The following is a 16,425-nucleotide window of genomic DNA, read 5'->3' as shown; positions in this document are numbered from 1 at the left end:
GCGCCGATTGATGTTGATCAATCGGCCTCGCAGCCCTGCTGCAATTGCTGCCGTCGTCGCCGCTCTGTTAGGCTTCGCTGCGAATCAAAGACGTGTAGCGGAGTTGCGGTAGTGGCAAAGAATCCGGCCGGACGCGGCCTGCAGGGCCTGGTGGGTCCACGTGGCCCGCAAGGGCAGCCCGGGCGGCGCGGACCGGATGGTCAGCGCGGCAAGCCGGGTCCCGACGGCAAGGCGGGTCCGCAAGGCAGGCCCGGTCCGCAGGGGCCGCGCGGCGAGGCCGGTCCGCCCGGCAAGCCGGGACCTGCCGGACCGCAAGGTCCGCAGGGCGAGCCGGGGCCGCCGGGCACCTTGCCGACGATCGATCAGCTGATGCCCTGGCTGGAGCAGATCTTCGCCGCCTATGACGACTACAAGCGCGCGCGGGATCGCGAGGCGCATGAGCGCGAGGCCGAGCTGGTCGCGGTGCGTGACATCTTCGCCGCCACCACGCATGACGATGCGCTGGACGAGGCCTTCGAGGACGACGATCCGCACGAGATCGACCTCCCGAAGAAGAAGAAAAAGAAGAAGGGCAAGAAAAAGAAGAAGCACGAGAAGCACGCCGAGAGCCGCGACGACCACGACGACGAGGGCTTCTGAGCTTCGGCTTGCGTCCGGGTGCGGCGGGCCTCAGCGCTGGCCGAACCTGGCCGCCGAGCGCTCCCGCGCCTTGGCCGCCTCGATCTCGCGGTCGCGCGGCGGCGCCTGGGTGTGCAGCGAGGTCAGGAGCCGCCGCGCGGCGTCGGCCACCTCCTCGACGGCGCGGGTGAAGGCGGCCTCGTTCGCCTGCGACGGCGCATTGAAGCCGGACAGCTTGCGCACGAACTGCAGGGCCGAGGCCTGGATTTCAGCCTCGGTCGCCGGCGGCTCGAAATTGAACAGCGTCTTGATGTTGCGGCACATGATGGGTCCCATCAATCCGGTACTGAACCAGGTCGCGGACCGTGCTATCATGCCCCCGACGCAGCCGGAAGAGCTGCGCTTGATCAGGGGGAGTCCATGTTTCGACCGCTTGCCGCCGTTTTTGCCGCCGTCATCGTTTTTTGCGCGCCGGCCCGCGCCGCCGACTATCCCGCCCCGAAGCAGGGCGACTTCGTCGTCAAGGATTTCAAGTTTCACACCGGCGAAACGCTGCCGGAGCTGAAGCTGCACTATACGACGGTCGGCGAGCCGACCGGACAGCCGGTGCTGGTGCTGCATGGCACCGGCGGCTCCGGTGCAAGCATGCTGGGGCCGACCTTCGCCGGCGTATTGTTCGGCAAGGACCAGCCGCTCGACGCGAGCAAATACTACATCATCATTCCCGACAGCATCGGCCACGGCAAATCGTCAAAACCCTCCGACGGGCTGAAGACGAAATTTCCCGCCTATGACTATGCCGACATGGTCGACGCGCAGCACCGCCTGCTGACCGAGGGGCTCGGCATCAAGCACCTGCGGCTCGTGATCGGCAATTCGATGGGCGGCATGCATAGCTGGGTGTGGGCCACGCGCTATCCGGAGTTCATGGACGTCGCGGTGCCGATGGCCTCGCAGCCGACCGAAATGGCGGCCCGCAACTGGATGCTGCGCCGGCTGATGCTGGAGACGATCCGCAACGATCCCGACTACAACGGCGGCAACTACACCGCACAGCCGCGCATGATGAAATACGCCGTCACGGCCTACGCCACCGCCTCGGCCGGCGGCACCGTCGCCTATCAGCTCGCGGCGCCGACCGCCGCCAAGGCCGACAAGCTCGTCGAGGAGCGGCTCGCCACGCCGATCCCCGCCGACGCCAACGACTTCATCTATCAGTGGGATTCCTCGCACGACTACAATCCGTCCGCCGATCTCGACAAGATCAAGGCGACCGTGATGCTGATCAATTCGGCCGACGACGAGCGCAACCCGCCGGAGACCGGCGTGACCGTGGACGCGATGAAGCGCGTCGCCAACGGCAAGCTCTTCCTCATCCCGACCTCGGCCGAGACGCGCGGCCACCTGACCACCGGGAATGCGAAGTTCTACGCCGAGCCGCTGCGCGACTTGCTGGCGACGGCGCCGCAGCGCGGCATGTAGATCGACGAAAGGGAGCAGCGCATGCGCAGGATGGTGGTGGCTGCTCTCACGATCGGCTCGCTCGCCTGCGCGACCGTGGCGGCCGCTTTCGACAACGGGCAGTTCGACAATGTCCCGCCCGACATTCGCGCGTGGTTCAAGAGCGTGATCGCGCCCAACGGCGTGCCGTGCTGCGATATCTCCGACGGCCACCGCACGACCTATGACGTGCGCGACGGCACCTATTGGGTACCGATCGAGGGCCGATGGATGGCGGTACCGGAGCGCGCCATCATCCGCGACCGCGGCAACCCGATCGGCGAAGCCGTGGTGTGGTACGTCCATCACCGCGGCGACATCATCATCAGCTGTTTCGTTCCAGCCGATGCCGTGTGAGACGCTGGCGCGTGCGATGCCACCAATGCGACTCGTTGGCGGTACGAGAAGTAACCTCCCGGGTTCGTGACCAGCTCCGATTGACCCAAGTCAACAGTCGCGGAAATCGGCCGAAATAGTGTACAGAATGTGTCATGCATGCACCTGAAGATTCCTAGTCGAGATGCCCAAGCGATTCCTTCACCGGTCTGCGGCCCGTCTGTGCCGCGCAGCTCTCGCGCTGGCTCTCGTCGTCGGGCCTTGCGCCGCGTCAGGCGATGATGAGCTGAAGCTCACGCCGAGCCAGGCGCAGAACCTCGGCGTGCGCGTGACGCATCCGATCTCCAGCCGGATGGACAGGACGCTGCCTTATCCCGCGCAGATCGTCATTCCCACGCCTCAGCTGTGGGTCGTCAGCGCGCCGGTCGCGGGGATGATCACCAACCTCGCCGTCGCCCGCGGCGATCGCGTGGCCGTCGGACAGCCGCTGCTTACGTTGGAAAGCCCGAGCTTCGTCTCACTGCAGCGCGACTACCTGCATGCGCTGGCCCAGGAGGGCCTCGCGGCTCAGCAGCTGAAGCGCAACGCCGACCTGTTCGAAGGCAAGGCCATCCCGCAACGCGTGCTGGAGTCGAGCCAGGCGGAAGCGCGCCAGGCCAGCATCGTCGTCGCCGAACGCCGGCAGATGCTGCACATCAGCGGTCTGTCCGACGAGGCGATCTCCCGGCTTAGCAGCGATGCGGCGATCAGCGCCACGCTTACCGTCACCGCGCCGCGTGCTGCGTCGGTGGTCGAGATCGCGGTATCGCCGGGCCAGCGCCTGGAGCAGGCCGCGTCCCTGGTGAAGCTCGCGCGGCTGTCGCCGCTCTGGGCCGAGATCGCGATTCCCGCGACCAACATCGGCGCCATCAAGACCGGCGCCAAGGTCGACATCGAAGGCTATGCGACACCGGGCCAGGTCATCCTGGTGTCCGAGACCACGGATGCCGCCACGCAGACCATTCTCGTCCGCGCCGAGATTCCCAACAATGGCGAGCTGCATTCCGGACAGATGGCGGCCGCTCGCATCGGCTTCATCTCGGCAGGCGAAAGCGCATGGGAGATTCCCTATAGCGGCCTCGTCCGTCGCGGCGAGCAGACCTCGGTGTTCGTCGCCACGGAAGGCGGTTTCCGGCTCGTCCCCGTGACGCTGCTCGCGGAGGATCAGGATCACGTCGTCATCGCCGGCCCCCTCACGGACAAGGACGAAATCGCCATCGGCGGCATCTCGGCGCTGCGCGGCATCCTCTCGCGACTGGGGCAGTAGATGCTGCCGCGGCTTGTCGCATTCGCGCTGTCGCAGCGGCTCTTCGTCATTCTGAGCACGCTGCTGGTGATCGGCGCAGGCGCGATCGTCCTGCCGAGCCTGCCGATCGATGCCTTTCCGGACGTTTCGCCGGTCCAGGTGAAGATCATCATGAAGGCCCCCGGCCTGACGCCGGAAGAGGTCGAGCAGCGCATCACGGTTCCGATCGAGCTGGAGCTGCTCGGATTGCCGAACAAGAAGATCCTGCGCTCGGCGACCAAATATGCGCTGGCCGACATCACCGTCGACTTCGAGGACGGCACCGACATCTACTGGGCCCGCAATCAGGTGTCGGAGCGCCTCTCCAACATTTCGCGCGACTTCCCCGAGGGCGTGAGCGGCGGCCTTGCGCCGATCACCAGTCCGCTGGGCGAGATGTTCATGTTCACGATCGACAGTCCGGATCTGTCGCTGGCCGAGCGCCGGACCTTGCTCGACTGGGTCATCCGCCCGGCCCTGCGCACGGTGCCCGGGGTTGCCGACGTCAACGCGCTCGGCGGCTATGTTCGCGCCTTCGAAATCGTGCCGCGGAACGATGCGCTGGCGGCGCGCGGCATCTCGTCCGAGCTGTTTCGCAAGGCCATCGAGGCGAACAGCCGCAACGACGGTGCCGGGCGGGTCAACCAGGGCGAGGACAGCGCGCTGGTCCGCATCGAGGGCAGCATCCGCGGCATCGACGACATCCGCGCGATCATCGTCGACACCCGCGACGGAATCCCGATCCGGGTCAGCGACGTCGCGCGGGTCAAGATCGGCGCCCTCACCCGCTATGGCGCCGTCACGAAAGACGGCAAGGGCGAGACGGTCGAGGGGCTCGTGCTCGGCTTGCGCGGCGCCAACGCCGGACAATTGGTGCGCGACGTTCGGGCCCGGCTGGATGAGCTGAAGCCGTCGCTGCCGAGCAGCGTCACCATCAACGTGTTCTACGACCGCAGCCGGCTGGTCAACCGCGCCGTCGGCACGGTGGTCCGGGCGCTGGGCGAAGCCACGGTGCTCGTCGTCGTGCTGCTGCTGCTGTTCCTCGGCAATTGGCGCGCCTCGCTGGTGATTGCGCTCAGCCTGCCGCTCGCGATAGTAATGGCGCTGATCGTGATGCGGGCTGTCGGCATGTCCGCCAACCTGATGAGTCTCGGCGGCCTTGCGATCGCAATCGGCATGCTGATCGACGCGCTGGTCGTGGTGGTCGAGAACATCGTCGGCAATCTCGCCAAGCACGATCACGCAAGCACTACGCCGCTGATCCACATCGTCTACCGCTCCGTCTGCGAGGTCCTGCAGCCGGTCGCCTCGGGCGTCCTGATCATCATCATCGTGTTCGTTCCGCTGCTGACCTTGCAGGGGCTGGAGGGCAAGCTCTTCATTCCGGTCGCGCTGGCGATCATCTTCGCCCTGGCCGCGTCGCTGCTGCTGGCGCTGACGGTGCTTCCGGTCGCAACATCCTTCGTGCTCACATCCGCGTCGCATGACGATCCATTGCTGATCCGCGCAGCGCAGCGCGTCTATGCACCCGCGCTCGACTGGGCGCTCGGGAACGAGCGCAAGGTGATCATAGCGGCGCTGGTCGGCCTCGTTGCCGCAGGATATGGCTACACCCAGCTGGGCAAGACCTTCATGCCGACGATGGACGAAGGCGACGTCATCGTCAGCGTGGAGACGCTGCCGTCCGTCAATCTCGACGAGTCCCTCGCCATCAATGCCCGGCTGCAGGCGGCCCTGATGAAGGCGCCCGACGTCGCCGGCATCATCGCGCGCACCGGCTCCGACGAGCTCGGGCTCGATCCGATGGGCCCCAATCAGACCGACACGTTCCTGGTGCTCAAGCCGGCGGACCAGAGGCAGACCAGCGATCGGGATGCCCTGCTCGAGAAGCTTCGCGAGGTCCTGACCGGCTTTCCCGGCGTCTCGCTCAGCTTCACGCAGCCGATCGACATGCGCGTGCAGGAGATGATCAGCGGCGTGCGCGGCGACGTCGCGGTGAAGATCTTCGGCCCGGACATCACCAAGCTCAACGAGATCGCAGCCAAGCTGTCGGCGATCATGTCCGACATCGACGGCGCCCAGGACGTCTACACGACGCTCAACGAAGGCGCGCAGTACTACACGATCGCCGTCAACCGCATGGAGGCGGGCCGCCTCGGGCTCACGGTGGACTCGATCTCGGCCTCCCTGCGCACGCAGATCGAAGGCCGGACGATCGGCACCGCGCTCGAGGAGGGACGCCGGACGCCGATCCTGGTCCGCGGCAGCGAGGCCACGCGGCAGGCGCCCACGATGCTGGCGGCATTGCCGCTGACGCTTGCGTCCGGCCAGCATGTCGCACTCTCTCAGGTCGCACGCATCCAGCGCGTCGACGGCCCGGTGAAGATCGACCGGGAGGACGGCAACCGCATGAGCGTGGTTCGCAGCAATGTCCGCGGCCGCGACATGGTCGGCTTCGTCCAGGCGGCCCAGCAAAGGGTCGCAACCGAGCTGCCGCTGCCGTCCGGCTACCGGCTGACATGGGGCGGGCAGTTCGAGAACCAGCAGCGTGCGGCCGCGCGTCTGTCCGTCGTGGTGCCGGTCGCGATCGGCCTGATCTTCGTGCTGCTCTTCACCACGTTCGGCTCGGTGCGCCAGGCCCTGCTCGTCCTCGTCAACATTCCCTTTGCGCTGATCGGCGGCGTGTTCGCGCTGGTCTTGAGTGGCGAGTACCTGTCCGTCCCGGCCTCGGTCGGCTTCATCGCCCTGCTCGGAATCGCCGTGCTCAACGGTGTCGTGCTGGTGTCTCACTTCAACCAGTTGCGCGCTCACGGGGTCCCCGAGCAGCGCATCGTGGTCGAAGGCGCCAAGCGCAGGCTGCGGCCTGTGCTGATGACGGCGAGCATCACGGCGCTGGGATTGATCCCGCTGCTGTTTGCATCGGGGCCCGGATCGGAGGTCCAGCGTCCGCTCGCGATCGTCGTGATCGGCGGCCTGCTGTCGTCCACGCTGCTGACGCTGATCCTGTTGCCGATCCTGTATCGCCGCTACGGCGCCGCTGCGAAGGAAGCGACATGAGCAGCCAAGCCGTCTGCCTGACCCTGATCGTGCCGGATGCGCTTCACAGCGAGGTGCTCGACCATCTGAGCGAGCAGACCGATCTCGTGACGGGCTTCACCGCCTCGGAAGCGGCCGGACACGGCGCGCGCGTCCGGCTGCGGAGCGCCGCAGAGCGGGTGAAAGGACATGCCGACGAGGTCGTCGTGCGGATCGTGTTGCCGGAAGAGGATCTCGAGCGGCTACTGGAGCGGCTCAGGAGCGCGTTTGCGGGAACGCAGCTCGTCTATTGGGTCGTGCCCGTCACCGCCTTCGGCATCATCCAGTAGGCACGCCCGAGGTCGAAGGCGGTCGATTCAAGGCTTGAAACACCAGCCCTGAATCGCCCCGTTCCGAAGCGGACTGCCCCCTCGCCGCCGCCGTCAGTGCTCGCTCTCAAGGCCGCCGACGTGCTTCTGCGTGTAGAGCTCGAGCCCGATGCGGTTGATGAGGTCGAGCTGGGTCTCGAGGAAATCGATGTGATGCTCCTCGTCCTTCATCAGTTGCTCGAAAAGGTCGCGCGACACGTAGTCCTTGACGCCGTGGCAATAGGTGGCGGCCTCCTGATACAGCGTCCGCGCACCGATCTCGGCGGCGAGATCGCATTCGATGATCTCCTTGACGTTCTGGCCGATGCGCAGCGGATCGAGCACCTGCATGTTGGGGAAGCCGTCGAGGAAGAGAATGCGGTCGGTGAACTTGTCGGCGTGCTCCATCTCCTCGATGGATTCCTTGCGCCAGACCTTCGCCATGTCGAGAAGGCCCCAATTGTTCAACAGGCGATAGTGCAGCCAATATTGGTTGATGGCAGTCAGCTCGCTGCGCAATCCCTTGTTGAGATATTCGATGACCTTGGGGTCGCCCTGCATGGATAAGCTCCGAAAAAGTTAGAGGCCGCAGGCGCTCAATAACAGGTTCGAAGTGCGGAGACGACCCCCGTTCATGTGCATTTTTCGGGCGGAGAACGACGCGACCGAGTGCAATGCCTGTCAGCAGGCAGCAAGCGCGAAACGGCTCTGAAGGTCGTCATCGATCGCCTTCGCCGGCGTCGTCCCATGATGGTGGCCGTGCTGACAGCCGGCCTGGCAGGCGCGGGCACAGGGACCCAGCGCCTCGTCGATGATCGTCTTGATCGTGCGCGCACAGCGGCCGCATTCCGCGCTGCACCCCAGGCAACCGTAGACCTGCTTCGGGTTCCGCGGCAGTTCGTCCGCGGACTTTACCGCGTTGCGGATGTCGTGATCGCTGATGACGTTGCAGGAACAAACAATCATGAGAAACCGGCCAATCGTCCTTGGTCAGGTATCGATAGTCATCCGCAGCTACCCGCGCAAAGGGAAAACGGCGCTTTTGAAGCTATTCCAATTTCCCGATCAATCTAGAATGCCTCCAACTATACGAGCTTGCCGCAGATCAAAGTTGCCGCCGAATATGGGCGGGCGGCGATCAAGCCGCTGCAACTCAGTCGCCCCCACCACCGTCCCCTCCACCACCGTCGCCACTGTCACCTCCGCCGTCGATCGGGTTTCCCATCACGTCCGACGAGGTATTGGAAAACCAACTTGCGACACCGCTCCCCTGACTGGAGCTGGACGCCCCATCGGAATCGACGCTCGTGCTGTCCGCGGACGAGCGGCGGTGGTGGGGCCGGCGGCCGGCGCGAACCAGCAGCGCGTAGCAGGCGGCCGAGGTCAATCCGATGGCCACGACGATCGTCATCACGGGGGTCATGCCTGCTCCTGACCGGCGGCGATTTTTGTGCAATGCAGCATTGAACGTATCCCGGAGATGGGTCGTCCAATGGGACGCGCCCGTTCATTGATCATTCAAGCGGGATGTGTGAACCTGCCGTATCGCCTGATGCGCGATCCGCCGACCTGGAGTGAGAGAGGTTAAGGTCATGAAGAAGACTCTTGCGGCTCTGGCCGCCGTCGCGACGCTGTCGACCGCAGCGCTGGCCCCTGCTCCTGCTGAAGCGCGCAATGGTCGTGTCGCCGCTGGTGTCGCTGCCGGCCTGCTCGGCGGCGCCCTCATCGGTGGCGCCATCGCTGCGGGCAGCAATCCCTATTATTATGGGCCCGGATATTCTTACGGGCCGGGCTACTCCTATTACGGCGGGCCTGCCTACATCGCCGATCCTGGCTACGCCTGCTATTGGCAGCGCCAGCGCTTCTGGGACGGCTACGGCTGGCGGATTCGCCGCGTCCGGGTTTGCGAGTGATCGTTCACCTTCATTAATTCCATGACCTTGCACCGGAATTTCGAGAACGGCGGCTGACACGGCCAGAAAAAACCGTTTTTCCGTCGCATCAGGTCGGACAGAGTTTACGAAGGGTTGACGGATTGTCGTGTTTTCTCGCGACGCTGACGGCCCTGATCGTGCGTGAATCACCAACCCGGCGCTCGCGAGGGCGCCTTCCAGGAGATCTCGGAACATGAAGAAGATCCTGACCGCAGTGCTTGCGGTTGCGACCATCGCCGGTTCGCTGAGCATGACGGCACCGGCCGCCAAGGCCGGCGACGTCGGTGCCGGCGTGGCTGCCGGCCTGATCGGCGGCGCCCTGCTCGGCGGCGCGATCGCGTCCAGCCGTCCGGCCTATGGCGGTCCGGTCTACGTCGAAGCCCCTCCGCCGGGCCCGCCGCCGTGCGTGTGGCGTCGTGAGCGCTATTGGGACGGTTATGGCTGGGTGTCCCGCCCGGTTCGCGTCTGCTACTGATCCCGACGACGCATAGCTCGCAACAAGCCCGGCCCTGCGGCCGGGCTTTTTGCTGCCCGCCTGCTCGGCTGATTTCACTCGATCAGCGCGCGGCGTCGATCGCCTGCAGCACTGATTCGCTCGGCCAGCAGTCGACCTTCAGGCCCGCCTTCTTCTGAAATACGCCGAGTGCGGCACGGGTCTGCATGCCGGCCTTGCCGTCCAGCTTATCGCCGTAGAGACCGAGCCGCATCAGGCCCTTCTGCATCGCCTCGACGTCCTTGCTCCGAAGCTGCTTCGACGCCGACCATGGTGTCGCGAACGGGGCCGGGCTCGTCATGCGATCCGCGAGGTGACCGACGAACAGCACGTAGAGATCGGAGAAATTGTATTCCTTGATGACGAAGTAGTTCGCCGTCGTCAGGAACGCCGGACCATAGATGCCCTCGGGCTGCAGCAGCGACGCCGGCTGCTGCTGCTCGGCAGCACTCAACCGCTGGCCGCGCACCGGCACGAAGCCCGCGCGCAGCCATTCGCCGATCGGCTTCTTCACCTCCGGCACGCCGATCGCGCAGTCCACATTTGCCGGCGGCTTGACCTCGTAGGCCCAGCGCACGCCGCGCTGCCAGCCCTTGTTCGCAAGCTGCAGCGCCGCCGAGCCCAGCGCGTCCGGCACCGAATGCCAGAGATCGACCTTGCCGTCGCCATCGAGATCGACACCGTGCTTGTAGTACTCCGACGGCAGGAACTGTGTGAGCCCGACCGCCCCGCCCCATGACGCCCTGAGATCGCGGCGCGACACCACGCCGTCGCTCAGCATCTTCAGCGCCATGATGAATTCGGTGCGGTACTGGTCCTTGCGGCGACCGACATAGGCCTGGGTCGCCAGCACGCGCAGCGCGTCGTAGGGCAGCGCGTAGCGGCCGAAATCGGTCTCGCGGCCCCAGATGGCGAGCACGACAGGTCCCGGAACGCCGAAGCGGCGCTCGATCTCGGCGAGCGCGGGACGATATTGCTGGATCAGCTTCTGGCCATACGCGGCGAGCCGCGCGATCGAGGCTTCCTTGATGTAGTCGGCCGGCACCTGCACGAACTCGGCCTGCGCCGGAGCGCCTGTTGCCGGACGGCCTGGCAGCAGCAGGTCGGGAAGCTTGTAGTCGGGCTCGAGCTCGCGCGTCTCGGCATCGAACGTCGCGCGCGAAACGCCCTGCTCCTTGGCCTCGGGCCAGAGCGAAGCCACGAATTGCGTGAAGTCGCCGTCGGCGGCGCTCGCCTGGCCATCGCCGAGGATGCAGAGCGCCACACCAATCAGGACGAGCCTGCGCAAACCGAAGAGCAACTGCCGAGCCATGCAATAGGGTTAGCATGGCTCGCGGCGCTTGTGAACGTCAGCAGGCCATGCGCCGGAACTCGACTCTTCCGCTCAATGCCCCGCCGCCTGCTTCGCCTCCTCGATCGCGGCATTCGACAATTTGTCGACGACGGCGATTCCGATGGCGGAGAGAATGAAGACCGTGTGAATGATGGTCTGCCACATCACGCCGGTCTCGGTGTAGTTCGACTTGCCTGACGACAGCGCGCCGGCTTCGATGAAGGTGCGCAGCAGATGGATCGACGAGATGCCGATGATCGCCATGGCGAGCTTGATCTTCAGCACGCTGGCATTGACGTGGCTGAGCCATTCCGGCTCGTCCGGATGGCCCTGCAGATTGAGCCGCGACACGAAGGTCTCGTAGCCGCCGACGATCACCATCACGAGCAGGTTCGAGATCATGACCACGTCGATCAGGCCGAGCACCGCGAGCATGATCTGCTGCTCTGAGAAATCGAAGGCGTGGGCGAACAGGTGCCAGAGCTCTTTGAGGAAGAGCACGACATAGACGCCCTGCGCGATGATCAGCCCGACATAGAGCGGCAGCTGCAGCCAGCGCGAGCCGAAGATCAGCATGGGTATGGGGCGCAGCGCTCCGCCCTTGGAGGACAGGGTCGCGTCGGGGGAAGACATGATGGGATTTTCTCGCGGCTGGATGGGATTGCGGAACGACTATCTACGCAATCACGTCGCACATGGAAGCGACAACTGGCCGCAGCCTGGGCGCGACGCTTTGTCCCGGAACGAAGACAGCGTCGCGCCTCGCGATGTCCTGAGATCAGCGCGTCAGCTTCTTGTACTTGACCCGGTGCGGGATCACGCTGTCCTGGCCGAGACGGCGCATCTTGTCCTTCTCGTAGTCCTGGAAATTGCCTTCGAACCATTCGACGTGGCTGTCGCCCTCGAAGGCCAGCATGTGGGTCGCGATACGGTCGAGGAACCAGCGGTCGTGGCTGATGATGACGGCGCAGCCGGCGAAATCCTCCAAGGCCTCTTCGAGGGCGCGCAAGGTGTCGACGTCGAGATCGTTGGTCGGCTCGTCGAGCAGCAGCACGTTGGCGCCCGACTTCAGCATCTTGGCGAGATGCACGCGATTGCGCTCACCGCCCGAGAGCGCCCCGACCTTCTTCTGCTGGTCGGCGCCCTTGAAGTTGAACGCCGAGCAATAGCCGCGCGAGTTGACTTCCTTCTTGCCGAGCAGGATCAGCTCGTTGCCGCCGGAGATCTCCTCCCATACCGTCTTGTTGCCGTCGAGAGCGTCGCGCGACTGGTCGACATAGCCGAGATGCACGGTCTCACCGATGGTGATGGTGCCGGCATCCGGCTTCTCTTGTCCCGTGATCATGCGGAACAACGTGGTCTTGCCGGCGCCGTTCGGACCGATCACGCCGACGATGCCGCCCGGCGGCAGTTTGAAGGTGAGGTTGTCGATCAGCACGCGATCGCCGAAGCTCTTGGACAGCCCGTCGAAATCGACCACATTCTGTCCGAGCCGCTCGGCGACGGGAATGATGATCTGCGCGGTCTGGGTCTGCTTCTCGCTGGCCTTCTTGAGCAGCTCCTCATAGCGCTGGTAGCGCGCCTTGGACTTCGCCTGGCGGGCCTTCGGCGACGCCGCGATCCACTCCTGCTCACGCGCCAAAGTGCGCTGATGCGCGGCATCCTCGCGGCCCTCCTGCTCCAGCCGCTTCTGCTTCTGCTGCAGCCAGGACGAATAGTTGCCCTCGTAGGGGATGCCCCTGCCGCGATCGAGCTCCAGGATCCAGCTGGTGACGTTGTCGAGGAAGTAGCGATCGTGGGTCACGATCAGGATCGCGCCCGGATAATTGCGCAGGTGACCTTCGAGCCAGGACACCGATTCAGCGTCGAGATGGTTGGTCGGTTCGTCCAGCAGCAGCAGCTCGGGCTGGTCGAGCAGCAGCTTGCACAAGGCGACGCGGCGACGCTCGCCGCCGGACAGCTTGGTGACGTCGGCATCGTCGGGCGGACAGCGCAGCGCATCCATCGCCTGGTCGACCTTGCTGTCGAGATCCCAAAGGCCCTGCGCCTCGATCTCGTCCTGCAGCTTGGTCATCTCGTCGGCGGTCTCTTCCGAGTAGTTCATCGCCAGCTCGTTGTACCGATCGAGGATCGCCTTCTGCTTGCCGACGCCGAGCATGACGTTCTCGCGCACCGTGAGCTTCGGATCGAGCTGCGGCTCCTGCTCGAGATAGCCGACGCGGGCACCCTCGGCCACCCAGGCCTCGCCGGTATAGTCCTTGTCGATGCCGGCCATGATCTTGAGCAGGGTCGATTTGCCCGAGCCGTTGACGCCGAGCACACCGATCTTGGCGTCCGGATAGAACGACAGGTGAATGTTATCGAGCACCTTGCGGGTCGGGTAGGTCTTGGACAGACCCTGCATGAAGTAGACGAACTGGCGCGCCATCGCGTGTCCCTTGAAGCCTGCCGGAATTTTCGGAAAATGGTTGCCGCTGATGTAACCGCGCGGTCCCCAAAGGGCAACCGGCGAGCCGGTCTCGGCCGGAACAAATGCCGGGAGAATCCCGGTCAAACTTCGCGCCGGCCCGGCCTGCCGTCCACGGACGATTACGGGTCCGGCACCTTGTGTGCGGCCGATCACGACAATTGCAACCATCTTTTAATTAATTCGGCGGGACACTCGGTCTCGGCCCGCAAGACCCGCGTGCCCAAGCGGCAAAAGCCGCGACCGACAACAGCGAGAGCCCGTCATGGCAGCCTTCACATCAGCCTCCCTGCCCGCTTCGGCGGCACACCGCAAAGACCGATCCGGGATCGCGGACGACATCCGCGGCTTCTGGCGCGAATTCGTCGCGCGCGCCTTCAACCCGTACCGGCCAGAATTGCACTACATGCGCGGCCCCGGCCCCGCCTGGCGCGCCAAGTACGGCCATGACGCCGCGTTCCGGCTGAAGTCCCGCCTCGATTGACGTCGCCTGGGTCCGCGTAAGAGCGTCACGATGCCTTGCGCAACCAGCCCGTTGCGCGCAAGCATGGCTCCATTCCTGACGGCATTCACCATTGCCGCCGTCCCCCGATGAATGGACCCTGCCGATGACACGGCTGCGCTGTGCGATCCTCGACGACTATTACGATACAGCCCTCTCATTGGCCGACTGGCCCCGGCTGGCCGACAGGGTGGATGTGACGGCTTTCACACAGCCGTTCGGCAACGAGGAAGCGGCCGCCAGCGCGCTCGCCGATGCCGACATCATCTGCGCGATGCGCGAGCGGACGCTATTGCCCCGCTCCCTGATCGAGCGATTGCCGAAGCTGAAGCTCCTGATCACCTCGGGCATGCGCAACGCCGCCATCGACATGGAGGCCGCCAAGGCACGCAGCGTCGTCGTCTGCGGCACGCAATATGGCCGTGACCCCACCGCACCGCTCACCATGGGCCTGATCCTGGAGCTGACGCGCAGGATCGGCCAGGAGAACGCGCGCATGCACGCCGGGGAGCCCTGGCAGGCGCTGGGCGGCGTGGAGATCGAGGGCAAGACGCTGGGCGTAATCGGGCTGGGCAAGCTCGGCACCAAGGTCGCAGAGCTCGGCAAGGCGTTCGGCATGAACGTGATCGCCTGGAGTCCCAATTTGACGCCCGAACGCTGCGAGGCGGCGGGAGTAGGCTACGCGACCAAGGAGAAGCTGTTCACCGCCGCCGATGTCATCACCGTCCACGTCGTGCTCAGCGATCGCTCACGCGGGCTGGTGGGCGCGGCCGACATCGCGCGCATGAAGCCGACCGCCTATCTCGTCAACACCTCGCGCGCGCCGATCGTCGACGAGGCCGCGCTGCTGCAGGCGCTCCGCGATCAGCGCATCGCCGGTGCCGGGCTCGACGTGTTCTCGGTGGAACCGCTGCCGGTCACCCATCCGCTGCGCGGGCTCGGCAACGTCGTGCTCACACCACATCTCGGCTACGTCACCGATGAGAGTTTTCGCGCCCATTACGGCCAGATGGTCGATTGCATCGCCACCTGGCTCGCAGGGGCCGAGCCGCCGCGCCGGCTGGCTTAAAAGCAGACGAGAGCGGCCCTCACAGCAAAACACCCTCCGAGGAGGGTGTTTTCAACGTGATCAGCTCGCACGCGCCCGCCTCAGCGGATCGTCACCGGCGGCGGCAGCGGCTGCATGTTGGCGGGCTGGCCAGCCGCCGGCACGGTCGCCTGGGCCTGGACGGGCGCCTGGGCCGGGGCCGCGGCAGCAGCCATGTTCTTGCTGGAACCTGGAGGCGCACCGCCCGGCATCACGACCACACGGGTGCCGACCTTGACCCGGTCGAACAGGTCGGCGACGTCGTCGTTCAGCATGCCGATGCAGCCCGACGACACGAACTTGCCAATCGTCGACGGCTGGTTGGTGCCGTGGATGCGGTACACGGTCGAGCCGAGATACATCGCGCGGGCACCGAGCGGATTGCCGGGACCGCCGGCCATGAAGCGCGGCAGATAGGGCTGCCGCTCGATCATCTCGCTCGGCGGATACCAGTCCGGCCACTCGGTCTTCTTGGTGATCTTCTGCACGCCGGTCCAGGTGAAGCCTTCGCGGCCGACACGGACGCCGTAGCGCATCGCCCGGCCGTTGCCGAGCACCAGATAGAGGTAGGTGTTGGGCGTATCGACGACGATCGTTCCCGGCGGCTCCTTGGTGACGAAGTCGACCTCCTGGCGGCGCAGGTTCGGCGGCAGCGGCGCCGGCGCCGCATCGGGTTGTTCCTCGGGCGGCAGAGCTGCCACCGTCATCGGCCGATCTCCGGCGGCCGGGGCCTGTGCCGCGCCCGCGACGGCCGGAGCACCACCGACGGCGCCGGGCGGCCGCGGCGCGCCTGCGTCGCCACCGGGCGCGCTGGCGCCACCATAGGCCTGCTGGCTGGAGGCGGGACGATCACCGTAGATCACCGGGGGCGGACCAGCCGGGCGGCCATAGCGCGGATCATCCGGGGACATCACCGGGCCGGTCGGAGCGGCTCCGTAGACCGTCGCACCGGCCGGACGTCCATAACGAGGATCGTCGGGAGAAAGGATGGGACCGGTCGGAGCCGCAGCACCATAAACCGGCGCATTGGCTGGACGACCGTACCGCGGATCGTCCGGCGAGATCACCGGGCCGGGCGGCGGCAACGCCGCGGAATTGCCAGGCGCATTCTCATCGTCGAGCGCGTCAAAATCCTGCCCCTGCCCGCGCGCATCGGCCGGGTAAGGCGTCGGCGCCGGTGAGTACGCTCCAGGCGCGGTCTGATAGACCTGCTGTGCCTCGGCAAACGAAGTTGCCGTCACGCCCGCTGCCGCGACCGCGCAAACCGTCAGGATTTGTCTGATCATCATCGCCCTTGCAGTATCCCCAAGCCGCCGATTGGGACCTTTGCTGTGCCAGATGGCCGAAGATAGCGGCGCATTCAAGACAATTCCGGCCTGAGCGGCCCGACTTCGGCAATTTGTGATCATGTCTCCGTCGTTGCACGGAAGTCTCACGCCGCTGAAAAA

18 protein-coding genes are annotated in these 16,425 nt (G+C 65.6%); 10 read left to right on the top strand and 8 right to left on the bottom strand.

What is annotated here, in order from left to right; all coding sequences use genetic code 11:
* The first annotated feature begins 111 nt into the window (after nt 1-111).
* Complete coding sequence (locus tag ACQR2C_RS21085; protein ID WP_434845481.1) at nt 112-639, top strand: collagen-like protein; 528 nt, start codon at nt 112-114, stop codon at nt 637-639.
* Between the two features lie 30 nt (nt 640-669).
* On the opposite strand, the gene ACQR2C_RS21080 is transcribed toward ACQR2C_RS21085, so the two are convergent.
* Nucleotides 670-942, bottom strand: coding sequence for a DUF2277 domain-containing protein (locus ACQR2C_RS21080; RefSeq protein WP_315804360.1), 273 nt, complete (start codon nt 940-942; stop codon nt 670-672).
* 96 nt (nt 943-1,038) lie between these two features.
* Between ACQR2C_RS21080 and ACQR2C_RS21075 the strand changes: the two genes are divergently transcribed.
* The 5 genes from ACQR2C_RS21075 (at nt 1,039) to ACQR2C_RS21055 (ending at nt 7,143) form a co-directional block, all read left to right on the top strand.
* Nucleotides 1,039-2,100: an alpha/beta fold hydrolase gene (locus ACQR2C_RS21075; RefSeq protein WP_434882021.1), complete on the top strand. Its 1,062-nt coding sequence runs from the start codon at nt 1,039-1,041 to the stop codon at nt 2,098-2,100.
* 21 nt (nt 2,101-2,121) lie between these two features.
* The gene (locus ACQR2C_RS21070; RefSeq protein WP_315804358.1) at nt 2,122-2,475 is read left to right on the top strand and encodes a hypothetical protein; all 354 of its coding nucleotides are present in this window, start codon (nt 2,122-2,124) and stop codon (nt 2,473-2,475) included.
* Between the two features lie 163 nt (nt 2,476-2,638).
* Complete coding sequence (locus ACQR2C_RS21065; protein ID WP_315804357.1) at nt 2,639-3,760, top strand: efflux RND transporter periplasmic adaptor subunit; 1,122 nt, start codon at nt 2,639-2,641, stop codon at nt 3,758-3,760.
* Nucleotides 3,761-6,835 carry an efflux RND transporter permease subunit gene (locus ACQR2C_RS21060; protein ID WP_434882020.1) on the top strand — a complete coding sequence of 1,025 codons (3,075 nt, stop codon included), beginning with the start codon at nt 3,761-3,763 and terminating at the stop codon, nt 6,833-6,835.
* The gene (locus ACQR2C_RS21055) at nt 6,832-7,143 is read left to right on the top strand and encodes a DUF3240 family protein (protein ID WP_315804523.1); all 312 of its coding nucleotides are present in this window, start codon (nt 6,832-6,834) and stop codon (nt 7,141-7,143) included. The genes ACQR2C_RS21060 and ACQR2C_RS21055 overlap by 4 nt, the downstream gene beginning before the upstream one ends.
* Nucleotides 7,144-7,236: 93 nt before the next feature.
* On the opposite strand, the gene bfr is transcribed toward ACQR2C_RS21055, so the two are convergent.
* The 3 genes from bfr to ACQR2C_RS21040 all read right to left on the bottom strand — a co-directional run bounded on the left by bfr (nt 7,237) and on the right by ACQR2C_RS21040 (nt 8,584).
* Nucleotides 7,237-7,722: a bacterioferritin gene (gene bfr / locus ACQR2C_RS21050; protein WP_315717837.1), complete on the bottom strand. Its 486-nt coding sequence runs from the start codon at nt 7,720-7,722 to the stop codon at nt 7,237-7,239.
* A gap of 120 nt (nt 7,723-7,842) precedes the next feature.
* On the bottom strand, nt 7,843-8,127 hold the full coding sequence (locus tag ACQR2C_RS21045; protein WP_315804522.1) for a (2Fe-2S)-binding protein: 285 nt from the start codon (nt 8,125-8,127) through the stop codon (nt 7,843-7,845).
* A 187-nt stretch (nt 8,128-8,314) separates the two neighbouring features.
* Nucleotides 8,315-8,584 (bottom strand): hypothetical protein, encoded by a 270-nt coding sequence (locus tag ACQR2C_RS21040; RefSeq protein WP_315804521.1) that lies wholly within the window; start codon nt 8,582-8,584, stop codon nt 8,315-8,317.
* A gap of 169 nt (nt 8,585-8,753) precedes the next feature.
* On the opposite strand from ACQR2C_RS21040, the gene ACQR2C_RS21035 reads away from it, so the two are divergent.
* Together ACQR2C_RS21035 and ACQR2C_RS21030 are read left to right on the top strand one after the other, a co-directional pair.
* Entirely contained in the window at nt 8,754-9,074 is a 321-nt protein-coding gene (locus ACQR2C_RS21035) for a hypothetical protein (protein WP_315804520.1), read from the top strand.
* Nucleotides 9,075-9,288: 214 nt separating this feature from the next.
* Nucleotides 9,289-9,570, top strand: coding sequence for a hypothetical protein (locus tag ACQR2C_RS21030; protein WP_315804519.1), 282 nt, complete (start codon nt 9,289-9,291; stop codon nt 9,568-9,570).
* A gap of 82 nt (nt 9,571-9,652) precedes the next feature.
* On the opposite strand, the gene ACQR2C_RS21025 is transcribed toward ACQR2C_RS21030, so the two are convergent.
* From ACQR2C_RS21025 to ettA, 3 genes are all read right to left on the bottom strand, one after another.
* Nucleotides 9,653-10,900: a lytic murein transglycosylase gene (locus ACQR2C_RS21025; RefSeq protein ID WP_315804518.1), complete on the bottom strand. Its 1,248-nt coding sequence runs from the start codon at nt 10,898-10,900 to the stop codon at nt 9,653-9,655.
* Nucleotides 10,901-10,972: 72 nt separating this feature from the next.
* The gene (locus tag ACQR2C_RS21020) at nt 10,973-11,554 is read right to left on the bottom strand and encodes a TIGR00645 family protein (RefSeq protein ID WP_315804517.1); all 582 of its coding nucleotides are present in this window, start codon (nt 11,552-11,554) and stop codon (nt 10,973-10,975) included.
* Between the two features lie 145 nt (nt 11,555-11,699).
* Nucleotides 11,700-13,349 carry an energy-dependent translational throttle protein EttA gene (gene ettA / locus ACQR2C_RS21015; protein WP_315804535.1) on the bottom strand — a complete coding sequence of 550 codons (1,650 nt, stop codon included), beginning with the start codon at nt 13,347-13,349 and terminating at the stop codon, nt 11,700-11,702.
* 304 nt (nt 13,350-13,653) lie between these two features.
* On the opposite strand from ettA, the gene ACQR2C_RS21010 reads away from it, so the two are divergent.
* Both ACQR2C_RS21010 and ACQR2C_RS21005 read left to right on the top strand, forming a co-directional pair.
* On the top strand, nt 13,654-13,872 hold the full coding sequence (locus ACQR2C_RS21010; protein ID WP_315804516.1) for a hypothetical protein: 219 nt from the start codon (nt 13,654-13,656) through the stop codon (nt 13,870-13,872).
* Between the two features lie 124 nt (nt 13,873-13,996).
* Nucleotides 13,997-14,959, top strand: coding sequence for a D-2-hydroxyacid dehydrogenase family protein (locus ACQR2C_RS21005; protein ID WP_434882019.1), 963 nt, complete (start codon nt 13,997-13,999; stop codon nt 14,957-14,959).
* A gap of 80 nt (nt 14,960-15,039) precedes the next feature.
* Here ACQR2C_RS21005 and ACQR2C_RS21000 read toward each other — a convergent pair whose 3' ends face one another.
* Complete coding sequence (locus tag ACQR2C_RS21000) at nt 15,040-16,266, bottom strand: L,D-transpeptidase family protein (protein ID WP_316177822.1); 1,227 nt, start codon at nt 16,264-16,266, stop codon at nt 15,040-15,042.
* Nucleotides 16,267-16,425: the final 159 nt, after the last annotated feature.

Origin of the sequence: Bradyrhizobium sp. HKCCYLRH3061, assembly GCF_051168015.1 — a bacterium.
Classification (GTDB): domain Bacteria; phylum Pseudomonadota; class Alphaproteobacteria; order Rhizobiales; family Xanthobacteraceae; genus Bradyrhizobium.
This window is presented reverse-complemented; position numbering and strand designations above follow the sequence as displayed.